This is a genomic window from Kitasatospora sp. LaBMicrA B282, from assembly GCF_050325825.1.
Lineage (GTDB): Bacteria > Actinomycetota > Actinomycetes > Streptomycetales > Streptomycetaceae > Kitasatospora.
This window is the reverse complement of record NZ_JBNQTI010000039.1, coordinates 13,944-34,167: the sequence shown is the minus strand read 5'-3', so window position 1 is coordinate 34,167 and position 20,224 is coordinate 13,944. Positions and strand designations below refer to the sequence as shown.

Below are 20,224 nucleotides of genomic sequence, written 5' to 3'. Positions count from 1 at the left end.
CCATCATCGGGCAGCCGCCCGGGCGCGCCGCCCGCGACTCGCCGACCGGGCTGCGACCATCGGGGCATGCCCGACCCCACCGCCACCGTCACCGAGGTGGCCGGCCGCCGGCTGCGGCTCACCCACCTGGACCGGGTGCTCTACCCGGAGACCGGCTTCACCAAGGCCGCCGTGCTGCGCTACTACACGCTGGTGGCGCCCGCGATGCTGCCGCACCTGGCCGGGCGCCCGGCCAGCTTCCTGCGGCTGCCGGACGGGGTGACCGGGCAGCGGTTCTGGGCCAAGCGGGTGCCGCCGGGGGCGCCGGCCTGGGTCACCGGGCTTGATGTGACGCACCGTCAGGAGACCATGCGGCAGACCGTGGTGGCCGATCTGCCGACCCTGCTCTGGGCGGCCAACCTGGGCTGCCTGGAGTTCCACGTGCCGCAGTGGCGCGAGCGGCCGGAGCTGCACGACCGGCTGATCGTCGACCTCGACCCCGGCGAGGGCGCCGGGGTGGTGGAGTGCTGCGCGGTGGCCCTGGTGGCGCGCGAGCTGCTGGCCGCGGACGGGCTGCCCTGCTGGCCCAAGACCACCGGGAGCAAGGGCCTGCACCTGACCGTGCCGCTGCTGCCGGCCCCCGCGGAACGGGTCGCCGAGTACGCCCGACAGCTGGCCCGGCGCCTGCGGCAGCAGCTGCCGGAACTGGTGGTGGACCAGATGGCCAAGCAGCTGCGGCCGGGCCGGGTCTTCGTCGACTGGTCGCAGAACAACAGCGCCAAGACCACGGTGGCCGCCTACTCGCTGCGGGCCCGCCCGGAGCCGACCGCCTCGGCGCCGCTGGACTGGTCCGAGGTGGCCGGCTGCCGGCGGCCCGAGCAGCTGGTCTTCGACGCCGACGCGGTGGCCGAGCGGGTGCAGGCCGCCGGCGACCAACAGGCGGCCCTGGCCGACCCCGAGCAGGCCGCCGCACTGCCCGACAGCTGAATTGAGTCGGCGTCAGGAGACCGCCCGCAGCGAGCGCTTGCGGCCCGGCTTGGCCGGCGCCGGGCGCAGCGCGGCGAGCAGCTGCTCGCGGGTCATCGAGGAGCGTCCGCTGATGTCGCGCTCGGTGGCCAGCCGGTAGAGCTCGGCCTTGTTCAGCGCGTCGAGGTCCGCCGTCGGCTCCGGCGGCGCCGCCGGCTCCCGGTCCGGGTGCCTATCCGGTTGGGCGGCTGCCGCGGGTCGCGCGGCCCGCCGCTTGCCACCGCCGGCGCGGGCCGGCTCGTCGGCCCCCGCGCCGGCCTGCTGCAGGCTGCGCTCCAGCACCGCCATCAGGTCCACCACGTTGGTCGACTCCGGCGCGGGCGCGGCGCTGACCACCTCCTGGCCGTTCAGCTTCGCCTCGACCAGCTCGCGCACCTGCTCGGTGTAGGTGTCGTGGTAGGCCGCCGGGTCCCACTCGGCGCTCAGCATCTCGATCAGCTGCCGAGCCGCCGCCAGCTCCTTGGCCGAGGGCTCGACCGGCTGCTCGGGCAGGTTGTCGACCTCCTGCCGCGGGTCGCGCACCTCCTCGGCGTAGTGCATGGTCTGCAGCACCAGCACCTCGCCCTCCACCCGGACCGCCGCCAGGTACTGCTTGCCGCGCATCACGAAGCTGGCCAGCCCCGCCCGGTCGGTGTCCGCCAGCGCCCGGTGCAGCAGCCCGTAGACCTTGGCGTACTCCTTGCCGCGCGGACCCAGGTAGTAGGTCTTGTCGAAGTAGATCGGGTCGATCTCGCCCAGCTCGACGAAGCCGCTGATCTCGATCGACTTGGACCGTCCGGGCGAGATCTGCTCCAGCTCGGCGGGCTCCACCACCACGTACTCGCCCTCGGCCAGCTCGAAGCCCTTGACCAGGTCGCGGTACTCGACCTCCTCGCCGGTGCGCTCGTTCACCCGTTGGTTGCGCACCCGGTCGGAGGTGCCGCGCTGGAGCTGGCGGAAGTGCACGGAGTGGTCCTCCGTGGCCGAGTACAGGCCCACCGGCACGGCGACCAGCCCAAAACTCAGGGTGCCGGTCCAGATCGGTCGGGCCATCGCCACCACCTCCTCGCGGAGCTTTCAAGTATTTCACCGGGCGCCCCCAGCTGCCCGAGTAGCCTGTTCCGGGGCCGTGGGGCCCCGGGGTGCGGTGCCGGACGGGTAGAGGAGAGCGCGGCCGTGGGCGAGCTGAGCCGCTGGCTGGGGTCGGATGCGGGCCTGGGGGCCTGGTGGGACCGGCAGCAGCCGCTCGGCGGCAGCCCGGTGGCGCTGCCCGAGCCGACGCCGGAGGAGCTGCTGGAGCTCGCGGTGCCGCACGAGGACATCGGCCCGCTGCTCACCGCCGCCGCGGCGGCGGGTGCCGAGCCGGCGGCCGGCCGGCTGGTCGAACGCTGCGCCCGGCTGCTGCGCCGCGAGGTGGGCACGGTCGGCCGGCCGCCGCTCCAACTGCCGGTGCTGCCCGCCGCGCTCGGTCCGTTCGCGAGCTACTTCCCGGTGCTGGTGCACCTGGCGGTGCTGCCCGCCACCCGGGCCTTCCACGCCGAGCGGCGGATCCCGGCCGAGGTCACCCGGCTCACCCTGACCGACCTCGGCCGGACCATGGCGCTGCACCGCCGCCGGTACGGGCAGGGCGGCATGCTGCACCCGTACTGGCTGGCCCACCACGTGCGCGGCGAGCTCTACCAGCTGGGCCGGCTGCAGTTCCAGCGGGCCCGGCTGGGCAGCCGCACCGGGCTGGCGGTGGCCGGGGCCGGTGCGCCGTACGGGCCGGGCTCGCCCTGCCTCGGCGTGCACATCCCCGACTTCTGCGGGCCGCTCACCCCGGCGGCCTGCGACCGGTCGGTGGCCTGGGCCCGGGAGTTCTTCACCCGGCACTTCCCGGCCGAGTACCCGGCCGACCGGCCCACCGTGGCCACCTGCCACTCCTGGCTGCTCGACCCGCAGCTGCGCGAGTACCTGCCGGGCGACGCCAACCTGATCCGCTTCCAGCGGCGCTTCCGCCCCGGCTACCGGCCCGAGGAGCCGGAGGACACGGTCGCGGTGGACTTCGTCTTCGGGGACCCGACCCTCACGCTGACCGCGCTGCCCCGCCGCACCACGCTGGAGCGCGCCATCGGCGACCACCTGCGCGCGGGGCGGCACTGGTACGGCGGGAACGGCTGGTTCGAACTCTGACCGCCTGCCCGGGCGTGTCGCGTCACCCCACCCGCGGCGCCGTCCAGTCCGCGTGTCGCAGGATCGCCTGCACCGCCACGCCCGACGGTGCCAGCCGCAGCACCGCGTTGCGCACCGCCACCGCCGCCGGGTGCGCCAGCTGCTGGCCCAGCCGTCCCGCCTGCCGCGCCGCCCGGGCCACCGCCTGGGTGCGCGGGCGCCGCTCGGCGTCATAGCGCAGCAGCGCCCGCTCCACGCTCGGCGCGCCGGCCACGGCGGCGGCCAGCACGGCGGCGTCCTCCAGCGCCTGGCAGGCGCCCTGGCCCAGGTTGGGGGTCATCGCGTGCGCCGCGTCGCCGAGCAGTGCGACCCGCCCACGCACGTAACCGGGCAGCGGGGTGGCGAGTTCGTTGACGTCGTGGTGCAGCACGGCCTCCGGGGCGGTGGCCGCGAGCAGCGCCGGGATCGGGTGGTGCCAGTCGCGGAACCGGTGGCGCAGCTCGGCCAGCGGGTCGGGGTAGCGGTGCCCGGCCGGAGCGTTGAGCACGGCGTGCCACTCGGCGCGGCCGTCGGCGAACATGATGTGGCCGAACTCGGCGCCGCGGCCCCAGGTCAGCTCGAAGTCGCCGGCCGCCTCGACCGGGCGCTCGGTGATCGCCCGCAGCACGGTGGAACCGCTGTAGGCGGGCCCGGGATGGCTGGGGAAGAGCACCCGGCGGGTCCGGCTGTGCAGGCCGTCGGCGGCCACCACCAGGTCCGCGGGCAGCTCCCGGCCGCCCGCGCGCACCAGCAGCGGGCCGCCGCCGGAGCGGGCGGGTTCGACCGCGCTCGCCTCCACCCCGACCAGCAGGGCCGCCGCGGGCAGCTCGGCGCGCAGCAGCCGGTGCAGGTCGGCGCGCGGGATGCCGACGATCGGGGTGCCGAGCGCGCGTTCCAGTGCCGCGCCGTCCATCCGGGCCAGCCAGCGGCCGTCGGGGGTGCGGGTCCCACCGGTGTACTGGCCGCGGGCGGCGCCCCGGACCGCCGCGCCCACGCCGAGCGCGTCCAGCGCGCGCAGCCCGTTGGCGGCCAGCGAGATGCCGGCGCCGGCGTCGTCCAGCACCGGGGCCCGCTCCACCACGGTCACCGTCCACCCGATCCGCCGCAGGCCGATCGCCGCCGCCAGGCCGCCGATCCCGCCGCCGATGACCACCGCAGTACCGCTGTCCATACCCGTGCCCTCCCGACTCTCCTTCTACATCTGTAGAAGCCAGCGGCAGCTTAACCATCCCGGCTACAGGTGTAGAAAAGGGGGGTGACCTCCGACCGCCGCACCCTGCTCGCCGACACCGCGATCGACGTGCTCGCCGACGCCGGCCTGCGCGGGCTGACCCACCGCGCGGTGGACGCCGCGGCCCACCTCCCCACCGGCACCACCTCCGCCTACTTCCGCACCCGGGAAGCCCTGCTCGCGGCCCTGGTCCGGCGACTGGTCGAGCTCGACCAGGCCGAGCTGCAGGCCGCCGGCGAGCAGCTGCCGACGCCCCGCAGTGAGCGCGAACTGGCCGAGCGGCTCGCCGAGTTCATCGCCGCCCGGACCACCGGAGCGGCCCGCCGCCGGTCGCTGGCCCGGTTCGCCTGCGCCGTCGAGAGCACCCGGCACCCGGAGCTGCGCGAGATCCTGACGCCCCGTCAGAACGCCGCCCGGGCCGCCGTCGAGGCCTTCCTCGCCGAGCGCGGGACGGTCGACCCGGCCGGGCGCACCGTCACCCTGCTGGCCTGCGTCGACGGACTGGTCTTCGACCGGCTGGTGAACGGCGGCGAGGTGCCCCGGGCCGCGGTCCGCACCCTGGTCGCGGCGGCCCTGGGCTCCGCGACGGAGCCCGCGTGAGCACCACAGTTCCCGCCGCCTCACACGCCGCGGCCGCACACCCCGCCGCCGACCCCCGAGGACCCGCCATGACCGCCCCCGACCCGCTGCGCGCCGTCGGCAGCCTCGGCCCGTACTTCGCGCTGGCCGTCGGCGGCACGCCGGACAGCGCGCCGCCGCCCGGCTTCCGCCCGCTCGCCGAGCTGTACCGGACCGGACCGGACGCGCCGCTGGCGGAGCGGGTCCGCCAGGTCGCCGACCGACTGCACACCCGCGAGCCGCGGCTGGCCGCCTCGACCCTGCAGCTCGGCCTGGCCGCCCGGTTCTGGTCGGTGGCCATCGGCGCGGCCCTGCTCGGCGACGCGCTGCCGGACCTGGACCCGGACACCACCCACTGGTGGCAGCCCGCCGAGGGCCCGCTGGAGCTCTGGGTCCCGCACCCGGCCACCCGCCCGCCCAGGCCGGCGACCGCCGAGGAGCTGCACCGCCAGGTGGTCACGGGCGTCCTCGCCCCGCTCGGCGCCGCGCTGCGCACCGTGACACCGGTCGCCGAACCGCTGCTCTGGGGCAACGCCGCCTCGGCGCTGCTCGGCACCCTGCGCGTGCTGCCGACCCGGCTCGGGGCCCGCCGCGCGGTGGCCGCCGAGCTGGCCGGGCACCTGCTGGCCCGCGCGCCGCTGGCCGGCGCCCTCGAGGGCCCGCCCGGGTTCAAGCGCCGCAGCTGCTGCCTCTTCTACCGGATCCCGGGCGGCGGGCTGTGCGGCGACTGCACCTTCAGCACCCCGCCGGGGGCCCGCCGATGACCGCCCGCAGCGTGCTGGACGACCTCGGCCGCCCGGTCCGACTGGGCCCGGTCCGCCGGGTGGTCTCGCTGGTGCCCTCGCTCACCGAGGCGGTGGCAGCCACCGCCCCCGGGCTGCTGGTCGGCGCCACCGACTGGTGCAGCCACCCCGCCGACCTGGCGGTGCCCCGGGTCCGCGGCACCAAGAACCCCGACCTGACCGCGATCCGCGCCCTCGCCCCCGACCTGGTGATCGCCAACGAGGAGGAGAACCGGGCACCCGACCTCGCCGCACTGCGGGGGGCCGGCCTCCCGGTGTACGTCACCGAGGTCCGCACCCTGCCGCAGGCCCTCGCCTCACTGGACCGGCTGCTGACGGCGGCCTGCGGGCTGGACCGGCCGGCCTGGCTGGACGCGGCCCGGGAGGCCTGGCAGCAGTTGCCGCCGCCCGACCGACTGAAGCCCGCGGTGGTGCCGATCTGGCGCCGGCCGTGGATGGTGCTCGGCCGGGACACCTTCGCCGGCGACCTGCTGCGCCGCCTCGGCGTCCGGCAGCTCCACGCCGACCACGCCGAGCGCTACCCGGCGATTCCGCTCCCCGAGCTGCGGGCGAGCGGGGCGGAGCTGGTGGTGCTGCCGGACGAGCCGTACCGGTTCACCGCGACGGACGGGCCCGAGGCCTTCCCCGGCCTGCCGGCGGCCCTGCTGAGCGGCCGTCACCTCACCTGGTACGGCCCGTCGTTGGTCGAGGCACCGGCGGTGCTCGCGGCCCAGCTGGCCGCGGCGCGGAGCTTCGAGTAGGCGCCGGCTACTCGGACTCCAGTCGGCACACCCGCTCCGCGTCCGGGGTGCGCGGGCAGGTCAGGCAGGCCTCGGCCGGGCGGATCGCGTAGAAGAGGCAGCATCCGGCCCGGGTGCGGGTCAGGTGCTCGCGCCCTGCCGTCCCCGGTAGGCGGCGGAAGCCCGCGCCGCCGGGGAGCAGGCGCTCGGCGCGGGCCACCGCCGCCTCCTCCTGGTCCAGCATCCGGCCCAGGTACCAGAGGGCGGAGACCAGGTCGTCCGTCACCATCCCCCACAGCGCCCGCGCGCCGCGCTTGGCCACCGGGCGGAACGCCGCCAGCACCGGCGCCACGTGCGCCGCGACCACCTCGTACGGGTCGCCCCCCGCCGCACCCGCGCTCGAACCCGACTCCAGGGCCGGCCGGAAGGCGATCGACCCGCTGCGCGGCGCCAGCCAGACCTGCTCGCCGCCCAGCCGCGGCACCCGGCCCGTCAGGTACCACGGCCCGCCGACCAGCAGGCCGACCGACCAGAGGTAGTGGTGCAGCAGCCGCGCGGCCGCCACGTGCGGCGGCACCGCGCAGCCGTACCGCTCCCGGATCCGCGTCGTCTCCCCCGCGATCAGCTCGGGCATCCGCTGCTCGAACTGCGCGGGCGCGACCCACTCCTGAGGGTCGATCGCCTCGTCGGCCGCGAGCAGCCGCACGTCCAGCGCCGGGCAGCGGTCGACCAGCCGGCGGTAGGTCTCCGACAGCGGCGGCGGGTGTGACATCGCGCAAACTCCCCGTCAGGTCGTTCCCGAACAGCTAAGGTTAGGCTCACCTTATACGCGCGAGGATGATCCTCGCCAAAACACCATCAAACCGGCGCTCGCAACTTGACGAACTTAGGTTTGCCTAACCTAATATCGATCACGTGCTCACCACTGCCCACCCGACCGCCGACCCGCCGCCCACCGCCGCGGCGCGGCGCCCCCGCGCCGCCCGGCAGGCCCTGCTGCTCGGCCTCGGGCTCGCCCTGCTGCTGCTCTGCCTGGCACTGAGCCTGGCGCTCGGCTCCCGCTCCGTCCCGCTCCCGACCGTGCTCCGCGCGCTGCTCGGCACCGGCCGTCACGACGACCCGGGCGTCCAGGTGGTGACGGGCCTGCGGGTGCCGCGCACGGTGCTCGGCCTGGTGGTCGGCGCCGCGCTCGGCGCCGCCGGGGCCGTCGCCCAGGGCGCCACCCGCAACCCGCTGGCCTCGCCCACCACCCTCGGGGTCAACGCCGGCGCGAGCTTCGCCGTGGTCACCGCGATCTACGCGCTCCACCTCGACCAGCCAGTGCAGTACGTCTGGTTCGCGGTCGCCGGCGCCGCCCTGGCCGCCTGCGCCGCCCACGCGATGGCCCGGCGCACCGGCGACCTGGACCCGACCCGACTGGCCCTCGGCGGCACCGTGCTGGCCGCCGTGCTCACCTCCTGGACCTCCGCACTGATGCTGGCCAGCCGCCGCACCCTGGACGAGGCCCGGTTCTGGCTGGTCGGCTCGCTCGACGGGCGGGGGCTCGACGTCCTCACCCCCGTGCTCCCGCTGCTGCTGGTCGGCCTGCTGCTGGCCCTCGCCGTGGCGCCCGCGCTCAACGCGCTGGCGCTGGGCGACGAGGCGGCGCAGGCACTCGGCGTGCCGGTGGCGCGGATCCGGGTGGCCGCCGGGCTCGCCGTGGTGCTGCTGGCGGCGGCCGCGGTCGCGGTGGCCGGCCCGATCGCCTTCGTCGGCCTGGCCGCGCCGCACCTGTGCCGGGTGCTGCTCGGCGACGACCACCGGCTGTTGCTGCCCGGCTGCCTGATCGGCGGTCCGATCCTGCTGCTGACCGCCGACGTGCTGGGCCGTCTGGTGGTGCGGCCCGCCGAACTGGAGGTCGGCATCGTCACCGCCTTCCTCGGTGCCCCGCTGCTCGCGGTGCTGGCCCGGAGGGCGACCCGATGACGCTCGCGATCCACCCCGGCGGCCTGGCCCGGCGACGGCGCCGCACCCTGCTGCTCTGCCTGCTCGCCCTGGCCCTGCTGGTCGCGCTCACCGCCGCCGGCCTGAGCACCGGCGAGGTGTCGATCCCACCGCTGACCGCGCTGCGCGCGCTGTTCGGCGCCGGCGACGGCGGCGACGTGCTGGTGGTGCAGCAGTTCCGGGCGCCCCGGGTGCTGGCCGCGCTGATCGCCGGCGCCGGCCTGGCGGTCTCCGGCGCGCTGCTGCAGCGGCTCTTCCGCAACCCGCTGGCCTCGCCCGACGTGGTCGGGGTGACCGGCGGCGCCTCGTTCGGCGCGGTGCTGCTGCTCGCCCTCGGCGCCTCCCAACTGCTGGTGCCGCTGGCCGCGTTGGCCGGCGGACTGGTGGCCGCCGGGCTGCTCGGCGCCTTCGCCTGGCGGTCCCGGGCGGCGGTCGGACGGCTGGTGCTGGTCGGGCTGGCCGTGCAGTCCGGGCTGGCCGCGGCCGTCAACCTGATGATCGTGCGGTTCCCGGCCGAACTGGCCTCCTCCGCGCTGCAGTGGACCACCGGCTCGCTCTACGGCCGCAGTTGGACCGAGGTCCAGCTCGGCGGCGGGGCGATCGGCCTGGTGCTGGCCGTGGTGCTGCTGCTGGACCGCCGGGTGGCGGTGCTGGACCTGGGCGACGAGTCGGCCGGTGGGCTCGGCCTGCGCCCCGATCGGGACCGGCTGCGACTGCTGCTGCTCGCCATCGTGCTGGCCTCGCTGGCCGCCGCGCTGACCGGCCCGGTCGGGTTCGTGGCGCTGGCCGTGCCGCACCTGGTGCGCTTCCTGGCCGGGCCGCCCACGCCCGCCACCCTGGTGCTCTGCGCGCTGCTCGGCGGCGCACTGCTGCTGGCCGCCGACCTGACCGTGCTGCACCTGCTGCCGGTCCCCGGCCTGCCGGTCGGCGCGATGACCGCCACCCTCGGCGCCCCCTGGCTGCTGGTGCTGATGATCCGTCAGCACCGCCCGACGAACCGGAGTCCCCGATGACCGCGCCCGCCGCCGCGCGCACCGCGCAGCGCAACCGCCTGGCGACCCACGGCCTGCGCCTGGGCTACCGCGACCGGGCGATCGTCGAGGACCTCGACCTGGAACTGCCCGGCGGCGCGGTGACCGCCGTGGTCGGCCCGAACGCCTGCGGCAAGTCGACCCTGCTGCGCGGCCTGGCCCGGCTGCTCGACCCGGCCGCCGGCACCGTCACGCTGGACGGCGCCGACCTGCACCGGATCCCGGCCCGAGCACTGGCCAAGCGGCTCGGCCTGCTCCCGCAGCAGCCGGTCACCCCGGAGGCGATCACCGTGGAGGCCCTGGTCCGGCTCGGTCGCTACCCGCACCAGCGGCTGCTCAGCCCGTGGTCGGCCACCGACCAGGCGGCGGTGGAGGAGGCCCTGACCCGCACCGGCACCGCCGAGCTGCGCGACCGCCCGGTCGACCAGCTCTCCGGCGGCCAGCGCCAGCGCGCCTGGATCGCCCTCACCCTGGCCCAGCAGACCGACCTGCTGCTGCTCGACGAGCCCACCACCTTCCTGGACCTGCGCCACCAGCTCGACGTCCTCGACCTGGTCGCGGAGCTGCACCGGGAGCTCGGACGCACCGTGGTGATGGTGCTGCACGACCTGGGGCAGGCCGCCCGCTACGCCGACCACCTGGTGGTGCTGCACCAGGGCCGGCTGGCCGCCGCCGGGCCGCCCGCCGAGGTGCTGGACGCCGAGCTGGTCGAGCGGGTCTTCCAGGTGCCCTGCCGGGTGATCGCCGACCCGGAGACCGGCACCCCGCTGGTCATCCCCCGGGCCCGCCGCACTTCCTGACTGTTCATCAATTCCCTTTCACTGAGAGAAAGAAGCCCCACCCATGTCCAAGCTCCGCCGCCTGCCCGTCGCCGTCCTGGCCGTCGCCCTCGGCAGCACCCTGCTCGCCGGCTGCAACGACGGCGCGAGCAGCGACAGCGCCAAGCCCGCCGCCGCGAGCCCCGGCAGCAGCTCGGCCGCGAGCTTCCCGGTCACTGTCAAGCACGCCATGGGCAGCACCGTGATCAAGAGCCAGCCGAAGCGCGTGGTGGTGCTGGACAGCGGAGAGCTGGACGACGTGACGCTGCTCGGCATCACGCCGGTGGGCGCGGTCTCCCCCCACCTGAAGACCGAGGGCGGCTTCCCGACCTACCTGAAGAGCGAGATCCAGGGAACCAAGGACGTGGGCCCGATGGCCGAGCCCAACCTGGAGCTGATCGCCTCGCTCAAGCCGGACCTGATCCTCTCCTCCAAGGTCCGGCACGAGAAGATCTACGACAAGCTGAACGCGATCGCCCCGACCGTCTTCGCCGAGACCACCGGCGTGACCTGGAAGGACAACCTGGCGCTCTACGCCCAGGCGCTCGGCAAGGAGAGCGAGGCCAAGCAGGCGCTGGCCGACTACCAGGCGCGGGCGGCCAAGCTGGGCGCGGAGATCAAGGAGAAGAACGGCGGCACCGTGCCGACCGCCTCGGTGGTGCGCTTCGTGGCCGGCCCGACCCGGCTGTACCAGAAGGCCTCGTTCAGCGGCACCGTGCTGAAGGACGTCGGCCTGGGCCGCCCGGCCTCGCAGGACGTGGACGCCGCGATGCTGGATGTCAGCCCCGAGCAGATCGACAAGGCCGACGCCGACCTGGTCTTCGTCACGGTCGCCGACGACCCGAACAAGACCCAGCAGAGCCAGGTGCAGTCGACCCCGCTGTGGCAGAACCTCAAGGCGGTCAAGGCCGGCAAGGTCTTCAACGTGCCGGACGAGACCTGGATGTCGGGCATCGGTGTGCAGGCCGCCGACCAGATGCTGAACGACATCGCCAAGGCCACCGGGGTCGCGCCGGTCACCCAGGGCTGAGCCGCCCGCGGCCGCGTCCCCCGGCCTCGCGCCCCCCTGTACCGCCCCTGTACTGCCCCCGCACCGCCCCCGCACCGAGGAGTCCCGCCTTGCGGCTCTACCTGCTCGCCCACAACCCCACCGACTCGGTCACCCAGGGCTTCCTGCCCGCCGCCGCCCGGCTCGGCCTGGCCGTCACCGTGCTGACCGACCAGAGCGAGGCCCACCACCGCGCCTACGCCACGGCCGCCGGCCTGCCCGCGGACCTGCTGGTACTGGACTGCGCGGTGGCCGACTTCCGCGAGGTGATCGGCCTGATCGCCCGCCACCAGGTGCCCACCGCCGTGTTCAGCAACAGCGACCACCTCCAGGTCCAGACCGCGCTGGCCGCCGGGTACTTCGGCCTGCCGGCCAAGGACTGGCGGGCCGCCTTCCGGGCCAAGAACAAGGCCGAGCTGCGCCGCCACCTCGCCGCCACCGGCCTGGACACCGTGCGCAGCACCGAACTTCCCCCCGGCCAGCTGGACTTCGCCGCGCTGGAGCTGCCGCCCTTCCCCTGCGTGCTGAAGCCGCGCGAGGGGGTGGCCAGCGAGGACGTGGTGCTGGTCGCCGACGCCGCCGAGCTCGCCACCCGGTGCGCCGAGATCCGGCACCGCCGGCCGGGTGCGGTGCTGGTGGCCGAGGAGTTCCTGGCCGGCGAGCTGCACACGTTGGAGACCCTGGGCGACGGCGAACGGCGGCTGGTGCTCGGTGGCTTCCGCACCCGGCTGTCGCCGCCGCCGCACTTCGTCGAGGAGGTGCTGGAGTTCGTCCCGGCCCACCCGCAACCCGTCGTGGACCAGCTGCTGGCCCAACTGGACGCGCTCGGCGTGGGACTGGGCGCCTGCCACACCGAGTTCGTGCTCCAACCGGACGGCCGGGCGCGGATCATCGAGGTCAACTACCGGGCGATCGGCGACCAGTGCGACCTGATGCTGGCGCAGCTCCTGGAGATCCCGTACTTCGAGCACGTGCTGCGGGTGCACCTCGGCGAGCCGCTGCCCGCGGAGCTCGGCGCCCGCAGCGACCTGCGGGCCCGCAACGAGGTGGTCTGCGCCGACCGCGCCGGCACCCTGACCGCCGCGCCGCCGGCCTGCGACCTCCACCTGGACGGCGTCAGGCTCAGCTACCGCCCGCTGCGCGCCCTCGGCGAGCGGCACGAGCACTACCGCACCAACCGCGACTACCTGGGCGTGGTCTGGGCGATCGGCCCCGACCAGGCCGCCGTGGACCGCGAGGTCGCCGCCTTCCTCACCGCCAATCGCTGGGAGATCACCGGATGACCGCCACGACCACCGCGACCGCCGGGACCGCCACGACCGCCGCCGAGCAGCTGACCCTGCGGGTGCTCGACGCCCTGCTGCGCGAGGACGTCCTCGGCCTGCGCACCGGCTCGCGCCTCGAACGGCGGGAAGACGGCGACTGGTTGGCGGGCCGGATGTTCGCCCTGCCGGTCCGCCCGGACGGCTTCCAGTGCGAACTCGCGGCCAGGCTTCCCCTGCTGGAGGTGGCCGGCCGACCCGTGACCGAGCTGGCGGAGATCCTCGCCGCACTCGGTGCGCAGGCCGAGGCGCCGGACCGCGCGGGCTACCGGGCGTTCGCCGCCGAGTGCCGCCAGACGCTGGCCACCATGGAGTGGCACCAGGACGAACAGCCCCTCGCCCTCGCCGCGTTGCAGCAGGCCTACGGCGCCGACCCGGCCCACTGGGGCGGGGCCCGGGCCAGTGTCGGCTTCGACGCCCTGGCCGCCTACCAGGACCACCCCGTCTACCCGACCGCCCGTGGCCGCGCCGGGCTCGACACCGCACAGCTGCGGCAGTACGCGCCCGAGTGCCACCCGGCCTTCCTGTTGCGCTGGTTGGTGCTGCCGGCCGACGCGCTGACCGTGCACGGCACCGCCCCGCTGCCGTCCTGGTGGCCGACCCCGGCCGCGCTCGGTCTGCCGGAGCTGACGGAGGGTCACCTCACGCTGCCGGTCCACCCGTTGTCGGTCGGCGAGCCGCTGACCGCCGCGCTGCTCGAGCGGGGACTGGCCGATCGGGCGGTGCTCGCCGAGCGCCCGTACCTGGAGGTGGTGCCGACGCTGTCGATGCGCACCGTCGCAGTCGCCGTCGACCCTCGCCACCACCTCAAGCTGCCGCTGGCCACCGCCACCCTGGGCCTGCGCAACCGGCGCACCATCAAGCCGGGCACGCTGGCCGACGGCGCCGCCGGGCAGCGGCTGCTGGGCGAGGTGCTGGAGCACGAGCCCCGGTTCGCCGAGACGATCCTGCTGGCCGACGAGCAGTGCTACGCGCACGCCGGGCACGAGCTGCTGGCCGTCCTGCTGCGCCGCCTCCCGGCCGCCTGCGCGGACCGGGAGACCGTCACCGTCCCGCTGGCCGCCCTGCCGGCCACCGCCCCCGACGGCCGGCTGGTGCTGGACGCACTCGCCGACCGGTTCTTCGCCGGCGACCCGCTCGCGCTCTACGACGCGCTGCTCACCCTGCTGCTGGACTGGCAGGTCACCCTCTTCGGCCACGGCGTGGCGTTGGAGTCGCACCAGCAGAACACCTCGCTGCTGCTCGACCGCACCCCCACCGGCGCGCCCCGACTGCGCCTGCTCTACAAGGACAACGACGGCCCCCGGATCCACCGGGAACGCGCCGCGGCGACGATCGACCAGGAGACCCTGGCCGCCTTCGACGACCTGCGCACCTTCGCCCCGAGCGACCGGGCACTGACCGACCTGTTCAGCACCATCACCGGCCACCTGTGCACCGCCGCCCTCGCCTTCGCCCTGGCCGAACACGGTCGGGCCCCGCTCGCCGACGGCCTCGCCCTGCTGCGCAAGCGGCTCACCGAGGCGCTCGACCGGCTCGGCCCGGCCGGCGAACCGCTGCGCGCGGCGCTGCTGTCCGCCGAGCGGCTGCCGGTCAAGGCGATGGTCAGCGCCGGCACCCTGCTCAGCAAGGAGCGCTCCGGCGCGGCGGACGTCAACAAGCACTACACCAGCGGCCCCAACTACCTGGCGGGCGCGTGAGGACGGCAGCGGCGCCCCTGTCGCCACCGACCGCCCCCGCGCCGGCGGCCGGGCTGGCCCGCCGCCAGGTGCACGCGGTGGCCGGCTGCTACTTCGTCGCCTCCTTCGCCGCGCTCGGCCTGCCGCCCTACCTGACCGCGATCCTGCCCGGGCTCGGCGACCCGCACGGCCACTGGGCCGGCCTGCTCTACATTGTGCCGACCGTCTTCAGCGCGCTGGGCGCCCCGCTCTGGGGACGCCTGGCCGACCGCTTCGGCCGCAAGCGCCTGCTGCTGCGGGCCCAACTCGGGCTCAGCGTCTCCTTCCTCTGCGCCGGGCTGGCGGGCAGCCTGCCGCTGTTCACGCTCGCGCTGGTGCTCCAGGGCTTCCTCGGCGGCACCTTCGCCGCCACCAACGGCTACCTGGCCGCCGCCCTGGAGGGCCCCGGCCTCTCCCGCGCCCTCACCCTGATGCAGGGCAGCGCGCGGGCCGCCCTGGTGGCCGCGCCGATCCTGGTGGGAGCGCTCTCGCCGTGGCTCTCCCCGCACCGGCAGTACCTGGTGATGGCGGTGCTGCCGCTGGCCGCCGCCGCCCTGCTGAGCCGACTGCCCGAGCCGGGGAGCGCCACCCCGTCGGACGCCGCGGCAGCGGCGCCGGGCGGCCCGGTGGCCCCGCCCGCCGGCCTGCGCGCGCTCTACGCCTACGAGTTCACCTTCGTCTTCGCCACCATCGTCTCCTACCCGTACCTGATCACCCTGGTCGACCAGCGCGTCCCCGGGCTCGACGGCACCGTCTCCGGAGTCCTCTTCGCACTGCCGCACCTGGTCTACCTGGCGCTGGCCGGCCGCACGCACCGCGCGGTGCTGCACCGCCCGCGCAGGTGGCTGGCGCTCGGCTTCGCCCTGGTCGCGGCCGGGCTGGCCGGGCACGGCCCGGCGCACTCGGTGGCCGCCTTCGTCGCGGCCCGCCTGCTGCTCGGTGCCGGGATGACCCTGGGCCTGGTCTGCCTGTCGGTGCTGGCCGCCGACGCCGCCCGCGGCCGGCCGCCGGGCCGGATGTTCGGCACCCTCGAACTGGTCTCCAAGGGCGGCGCGGTGGTCGCCGGCCTGCTCGCCACCCTGGCCAACTCGGCCTACGGCGCGGGCTCACCGATCCTGCTCGGCACCGCCGCCGCGCTCGTCGCCGCCCTCGCCCTCTGCACCGTCCGCACCCGGACCCCTAGCCCTAGCACCCGCACCCGCACCCGCACCCGCACTCGCCGGAGCCGCTGATGTCGCTCGCCCTCTCCCCCGCCCGCACCGAACTCCCCTCCGCAGCCGACGTGGTGGCCCACACCCTGGTCAACTGCCTGCTGCGCGAGGTCTCCGGCCCGGAACACCAGACCGCGGTGCACGACGGCCGCCTGCTGCTCCGGCTGCCCCGGCGCGGCGAGCTGCTGCGGGTCACGCTGCGCCGCACCTCGCTGCTCGGCGCGCACCGCTTCACCGGGCCCGTGCAGCGCCGCGACCCGGGCGGCGGCTGGACGGACCTCGACTGGCCGCAGCTGGCCGAGCTGGTGCAGGCCGAGCTGAGCCTGCGCACCGGCGTGCACAACGAGGAGTTCCTGGACCAGCTGGCCTCCAGCCACCAGGGCGTGCTGGCCGCCCTGGCCGACCGCCCGGCGCCCGGCACCGACCGCTACCTGGAGTCGGAGCAGGCGCTGCTCTTCGGCCACCGCTTCCACCCCGCGCCCAAGTCCCGCTCCGCCCACGGCGCCGACCGGGCCACCTGGGCGGCCTACGCGCCCGAGGCGCGGGCCGCCTTCCCGCTGCGCTACCTGGCGGTGCGCGCCGACCTGCTCGCCGAGCAGAGCGTGGACCCGGCGGCGGGCGCGCTGCTGGACGGCCTGCTGGACGGAGTGCGCGAGGTCCCGGCGGGCTACCGGCTGCTGCCCGCACACCCCTGGCAGTACCGGCTGCTGCGCGACCACCCGCGCCTGCGGGCCGCGCTGGCGTCCGGCGAGGTGCTCGATCTCGGCTGCGGCGGACCCGAGTTCGCCGCCACCGCCTCGGTCCGCACGTTGCACGGCGCCGGCGCCTTCCTCAAGTTCAGCCTCAACGTGCGGATCACCAACTGCCTGCGGAAGAACGCCGCCTACGAGCTGACCGGCGCCGTCGAGCTGACCGGCCTGCTGGACGACGCGCTGACCGACCTCGCCGAACGGTTCCCGGACGCCGCGGTGCTGCGTGAGCCGGCCTACCGCACCCTCGCGCTGCCCGGCCCCGACGGCCGCCCCGACACCGAACTCCTGGAGGGCTTCGGCCTGATCGTCCGCGAGGACCTGAGCGCCCGGCTGCGCCCGGGCCTGATTCCGCTGCTGGCCGCGGCGGTGGCCGACGAGTACCCCACCAGCTCGGCCCAACTGCCCTCGCTGCTGGGCCCGGTGGCGGCACCGGAGCTGCTCGACTGGTGGACCCGTTACCTGCGCCTGCTGCTGCCCCCGGTGCTGGCCGCCTACTTCGACCACGGCCTGGTGCTCGAACCGCACCTGCAGAACGTGCTGGTCGCGGTCGACGAGGCCGGCCACCCGGCCCAGCTGCTCTTCCGCGACCTGGAGGGCACCAAGCTGGTCCCCGAACTGCTGCCCGTGGCGACCGCAGCCCGGCTGGCCGCCCTGTCGCCCGAGGTGGCGGATCCGATGAGCTACGACGCGCAGCGCGGCTGGGACCGGGTGGTGTACTGCCTGCTGGTCAACCACGTGGCCGAGCTGCTGGCCGTGATCGCCGACCAGGAACCGCAGCTGGAGGCCCGGCTGTGGGAGCGGGTGCGCGCCGTGCTGGCCGAGTACGGCGAGCGGCACGGCTGCCCGCCGCGGCTGCGCGCCCTGCTCGCCGGGGTGCCGCTGCCGGCCAAGGCCAACCTGCTGACCCGCTGGGAGCGCAGGGCGGACCGCGCGGCCGGGTACGTCCGACTGCCCTCACCGCTGGCCGCCGAAGTGCTGGCGCAGGCCGCCGGCACGCCCGACTCCCCCCTCCGGAGCGCCCGTTGAACACCACCGTCGCCGCCCGCCCGACCCTGCCGGACGCCGTTGCCGCCCGGGCCGCCGCGCTGCCCGCCGACGCCCTGCCCGGCTACCTCTACGACCTGCCCGCGCTGCGCACCCACGCCGCCGCGATCCGCGCCGCGCTGCCGGCCCGGGTCGAGCTGTACTACGCGGCCAAGGCCAACCCCGACCCGGCCCTGCTGACCGCGCTGCGCGACGCGGTCGACGGCTACGAGGTCTCCTCCGGCGGCGAGTTGGCGCACGTCCGGGCCGCTGTACCGGGCGCCCGGCTGGCCTTCGGCGGCCCCGGCAAGACGCCCGCCGAAACGGCCGCCGCGCTGGCCGCCGGGGTACACCGCTGGCACGTGGAGAGCGTGGCCGAGCTGCACCGGCTGGCCGCGCTGGCCACCGCGCCGGTCGACCTGCTGCTGCGGGTCAACCTGCCGGTGGCACCGGACGCCCTGGCCGGCGTGCCGCTCGCCATGGGCGGCCGTCCCAGCCCGTTCGGCCTGGACCCCGAGCAACTGGCCGAGTGCCTGCGGCTGCTGGCCACCCCGGCCTTCGCCCGGCTGCGGCTGCGCGGCATCCACGCCCACCTGGCCAGCGGCCTCGCCCCGGCCGAGCACCTGGCCCTCGCCGAACGGGTGCTGGCCTGGGCGAGCGCGCTCCCGGTGCCCGTCGAGGAGGTCAACCTGGGCGGCGGCATGGCGGTGGACTACGTGGACCCGGCCACCCGGTTCGACTGGCCCGGGTACGGCGCGGGGCTGGAGCGGCTGCTGGCCCGGTACCCCGGGGTGCGGCTGCGGATCGAGCCGGGACGGGCGGTGAGCGCCTACTGCGGCTGGTACGCCACCGAGGTGCTGGACGTCAAGCGCAGCCACGGCGAGGAGTTCGCGGTGCTCCGCGGCGGCACCCACCACCTGCGCACCCCGGCCGCCCGCGGGCACGACCAGCCGTTCACCGTGCTGCCGGTCGACTCCTGGCCGCACCCCTGGCCCCGCCCGGCGGCGACCGGCGGCCGGGTCACCCTGGTCGGGCAACTGTGCACGCCGAAGGACGTACTGGCCCGCCAGGCGCCCGTCCCGACGCTGCGGGCCGGCGACCGGGTGGTGTTCGGCATGGCGGGGGCGTACGCCTGGAACATCTCGCACCACGCCTTCCTGATGCACCCGGCGCCCGGCTTCCACCTGCTGGACTGAGTGCTCCTGCTCGTGGGGCCTCTCCTACGGATCTTGCGCCAGGCTGGGGGCGATGCCCGGCGTCGCGCGCCCGGCAGGATCCGTAGGAGAGACCTTCGGCCCCGGGCTTCTCCACCCGCGGGTGGAGGTCCCGGTTCAACCCCCCCTGCCCACCCCGGGGCCGAGGTACCGCAGGGCCCGCGCGAGGAGTCTTGGGGACATGAACACCACCGAGTGGGGCGTGCAGATCGCCCTGATCCTCCTCGTGATCCGCCAGATGCGCGGCGGCAAGCTCGACCTGGCCAGCCTGGTGCTGCCGATCGTGCTGATCGGTGCCACCGCCGCGATCTACCTGAAGTCGGTACCGACCGCCGGCGGCGATCTCGGCCTGGAGCTCGGGCTGGCCGCCCTCGGCATCCTGCTCGGCACCGCGGCCGGCCTGACCACCCGGGTCTGGACCACCACGGAGGGTGCCTTCGCCAAGGCGGGCCTGCTCGCCGCGGCCCTCTGGGTGGGCGGCATCGGCACCCGGATCGCCTTCGTCCTGGCGACCGAGCACACCGGCTTCGCCCAGCAGGTCGCGAACTTCAGCCGCGACCAGCACATCAACGGCTCGCAGGCCTGGGTCGCCGCCTTCGTCATGATGGCCCTCGGCGAGGCCATCGCCCGGCTGGTCACCATCCGCCTGCGCGCCATCCGCCTGCGCACCGCCACCCCGGCCCGCCCGGTCCCCGCCAAGGCGGCCTGACCGCCAGGTGCTCCCGGAGTGCCCGGAGCTCCCGCCCGATCCAGCCGATCGGGCGGGAGCTCCGCGTTCCGTCCGAGCCCGAGGGGGCACGGCGTAGCGCACCCGGCAGGATCCGAAGAGCAGGCCTACCGACGGCCCCACGCCTCCCCCACCCCAGCGCGCACCTCCGCCCCACTGCACACCCGAGCCGGCCCGCCGCCGACACCCAGCGCCACCCCCAGCGCCGGTAGCGCGGCCGCGGCCAGCAGTGTCCCGTCGAGGGACCAGGCGCCCAGCCGACCGCCCAGTGCGACGCCGAGGGCGAAGCCGGTCAGCTTGAGACTCGCCCCGGTGGTGAAGACCTGGCCGCGGAGCCGCTCCGGTGCCTCCTGGTGCCGGAGCGTGAAGAGTGCGGTGAGCTGCGGCCCGTCCGCCGCGCCGAGCAGCAGCGACCCGGCGAGCAGCGACGGCGCGCGGCCCGTGGCGGCGAGCAGCAGGGCGAGGCTCTGCGCGGCCAGCGTCCAGCGGAGCACCCGCAGCGGGGCGGGGCGCTGCGGGAGGCGGGGCAGCAGTGCGTTGGCCGCCAGGCCGGCCGCGGCGACCAGGGCGAGCAGCAGGGGCCCGCGCCCGGCCGCGCCCAGCACCCGGGTGCCGAGCTGGGGCAGGCAGGCGACCAGCATCCCCTGCGCGGCGGCGGCGCAGACGGAGCCGGCCGTTGCCCGGGCCAGCGGCCGGCTGCGCAGCACAGCCCGGGCACCGGCCCCGAGGTCGGCGCGCAACCCCTGGAGCCCCCGCAGCCCCCGGAGCGCCCGCGCGTCCGCGCCCGCACCGGCGCGCGCCACCACCCTCACCCCCGCCGGGAGCTGCCACG

19 protein-coding genes are annotated in these 20,224 nt (G+C 76.0%); 15 read left to right on the top strand and 4 right to left on the bottom strand.

The window, feature by feature from the left end; all coding sequences use genetic code 11:
• Nucleotides 1-66 precede the first annotated feature (66 nt).
• Nucleotides 67-966: a non-homologous end-joining DNA ligase gene (gene ligD / locus ACQRUO_RS13865; protein ID WP_428316167.1), complete on the top strand. Its 900-nt coding sequence runs from the start codon at nt 67-69 to the stop codon at nt 964-966.
• Between the two features lie 12 nt (nt 967-978).
• Here ligD and ACQRUO_RS13860 read toward each other — a convergent pair whose 3' ends face one another.
• Nucleotides 979-2,037 (bottom strand): Ku protein, encoded by a 1,059-nt coding sequence (locus ACQRUO_RS13860; RefSeq protein WP_428316166.1) that lies wholly within the window; start codon nt 2,035-2,037, stop codon nt 979-981.
• 123 nt (nt 2,038-2,160) lie between these two features.
• Here ACQRUO_RS13860 and ACQRUO_RS13855 point away from each other — a divergent pair, with 123 nt between their 5' ends.
• On the top strand, nt 2,161-3,156 hold the full coding sequence (locus ACQRUO_RS13855) for an acyltransferase domain-containing protein (RefSeq protein WP_428316165.1): 996 nt from the start codon (nt 2,161-2,163) through the stop codon (nt 3,154-3,156).
• Between the two features lie 22 nt (nt 3,157-3,178).
• On the opposite strand, the gene ACQRUO_RS13850 is transcribed toward ACQRUO_RS13855, so the two are convergent.
• Nucleotides 3,179-4,345 (bottom strand): FAD-dependent monooxygenase, encoded by a 1,167-nt coding sequence (locus ACQRUO_RS13850; protein WP_428316164.1) that lies wholly within the window; start codon nt 4,343-4,345, stop codon nt 3,179-3,181.
• A gap of 84 nt (nt 4,346-4,429) precedes the next feature.
• On the opposite strand from ACQRUO_RS13850, the gene ACQRUO_RS13845 reads away from it, so the two are divergent.
• The 3 genes from ACQRUO_RS13845 to ACQRUO_RS13835 all read left to right on the top strand — a co-directional run bounded on the left by ACQRUO_RS13845 (nt 4,430) and on the right by ACQRUO_RS13835 (nt 6,566).
• Nucleotides 4,430-5,005 (top strand): TetR/AcrR family transcriptional regulator, encoded by a 576-nt coding sequence (locus ACQRUO_RS13845; RefSeq protein WP_428316163.1) that lies wholly within the window; start codon nt 4,430-4,432, stop codon nt 5,003-5,005.
• A gap of 68 nt (nt 5,006-5,073) precedes the next feature.
• Nucleotides 5,074-5,787: a (2Fe-2S)-binding protein gene (locus tag ACQRUO_RS13840; protein WP_428316162.1), complete on the top strand. Its 714-nt coding sequence runs from the start codon at nt 5,074-5,076 to the stop codon at nt 5,785-5,787.
• A complete protein-coding gene (locus tag ACQRUO_RS13835) occupies nt 5,784-6,566 on the top strand; it encodes a helical backbone metal receptor (protein WP_428316161.1) in 783 nt (260 codons plus the stop codon). The genes ACQRUO_RS13840 and ACQRUO_RS13835 overlap by 4 nt, the downstream gene beginning before the upstream one ends.
• A gap of 7 nt (nt 6,567-6,573) precedes the next feature.
• Here the strand turns inward: ACQRUO_RS13835 and ACQRUO_RS13830 are convergent, their stop codons facing one another.
• A complete protein-coding gene (locus tag ACQRUO_RS13830) occupies nt 6,574-7,317 on the bottom strand; it encodes a (2Fe-2S)-binding protein (protein ID WP_428316160.1) in 744 nt (247 codons plus the stop codon).
• Nucleotides 7,318-7,460: 143 nt separating this feature from the next.
• Between ACQRUO_RS13830 and ACQRUO_RS13825 the strand changes: the two genes are divergently transcribed.
• The 10 genes from ACQRUO_RS13825 to ACQRUO_RS13780 all read left to right on the top strand — a co-directional run bounded on the left by ACQRUO_RS13825 (nt 7,461) and on the right by ACQRUO_RS13780 (nt 19,374).
• Nucleotides 7,461-8,510 carry a FecCD family ABC transporter permease gene (locus ACQRUO_RS13825; RefSeq protein WP_428316159.1) on the top strand — a complete coding sequence of 350 codons (1,050 nt, stop codon included), beginning with the start codon at nt 7,461-7,463 and terminating at the stop codon, nt 8,508-8,510.
• Entirely contained in the window at nt 8,507-9,541 is a 1,035-nt protein-coding gene (locus ACQRUO_RS13820; RefSeq protein WP_428316158.1) for a FecCD family ABC transporter permease, read from the top strand. The genes ACQRUO_RS13825 and ACQRUO_RS13820 overlap by 4 nt, the downstream gene beginning before the upstream one ends.
• Nucleotides 9,538-10,359: an ABC transporter ATP-binding protein gene (locus tag ACQRUO_RS13815; protein WP_428316157.1), complete on the top strand. Its 822-nt coding sequence runs from the start codon at nt 9,538-9,540 to the stop codon at nt 10,357-10,359. The genes ACQRUO_RS13820 and ACQRUO_RS13815 overlap by 4 nt, the downstream gene beginning before the upstream one ends.
• Before the next feature lie 43 nt (nt 10,360-10,402).
• Nucleotides 10,403-11,407, top strand: coding sequence for an ABC transporter substrate-binding protein (locus ACQRUO_RS13810; protein ID WP_428316156.1), 1,005 nt, complete (start codon nt 10,403-10,405; stop codon nt 11,405-11,407).
• An 89-nt stretch (nt 11,408-11,496) separates the two neighbouring features.
• Nucleotides 11,497-12,708 carry an ATP-grasp domain-containing protein gene (locus tag ACQRUO_RS13805; RefSeq protein ID WP_428316155.1) on the top strand — a complete coding sequence of 404 codons (1,212 nt, stop codon included), beginning with the start codon at nt 11,497-11,499 and terminating at the stop codon, nt 12,706-12,708.
• A complete protein-coding gene (locus ACQRUO_RS13800; RefSeq protein ID WP_428316154.1) occupies nt 12,705-14,447 on the top strand; it encodes an IucA/IucC family protein in 1,743 nt (580 codons plus the stop codon). Before ACQRUO_RS13805 ends, ACQRUO_RS13800 begins: the two co-directional genes overlap by 4 nt.
• Nucleotides 14,444-15,697 (top strand): MFS transporter, encoded by a 1,254-nt coding sequence (locus ACQRUO_RS13795; RefSeq protein WP_428316153.1) that lies wholly within the window; start codon nt 14,444-14,446, stop codon nt 15,695-15,697. The genes ACQRUO_RS13800 and ACQRUO_RS13795 overlap by 4 nt, the downstream gene beginning before the upstream one ends.
• Nucleotides 15,697-17,454, top strand: a complete 1,758-nt coding sequence (locus ACQRUO_RS13790; protein ID WP_428316152.1) for an IucA/IucC family protein — start codon at nt 15,697-15,699, stop codon at nt 17,452-17,454. The genes ACQRUO_RS13795 and ACQRUO_RS13790 overlap by 1 nt, the downstream gene beginning before the upstream one ends.
• Entirely contained in the window at nt 17,451-18,647 is a 1,197-nt protein-coding gene (locus ACQRUO_RS13785) for a type III PLP-dependent enzyme (protein ID WP_428316151.1), read from the top strand. The genes ACQRUO_RS13790 and ACQRUO_RS13785 overlap by 4 nt, the downstream gene beginning before the upstream one ends.
• Nucleotides 18,648-18,846: 199 nt before the next feature.
• A complete protein-coding gene (locus tag ACQRUO_RS13780; protein WP_428316150.1) occupies nt 18,847-19,374 on the top strand; it encodes a hypothetical protein in 528 nt (175 codons plus the stop codon).
• A 125-nt stretch (nt 19,375-19,499) separates the two neighbouring features.
• Here the strand turns inward: ACQRUO_RS13780 and ACQRUO_RS13775 are convergent, their stop codons facing one another.
• Nucleotides 19,500-20,195 (bottom strand): hypothetical protein, encoded by a 696-nt coding sequence (locus ACQRUO_RS13775; protein WP_428316149.1) that lies wholly within the window; start codon nt 20,193-20,195, stop codon nt 19,500-19,502.
• Nucleotides 20,196-20,224 lie beyond the last annotated feature (29 nt).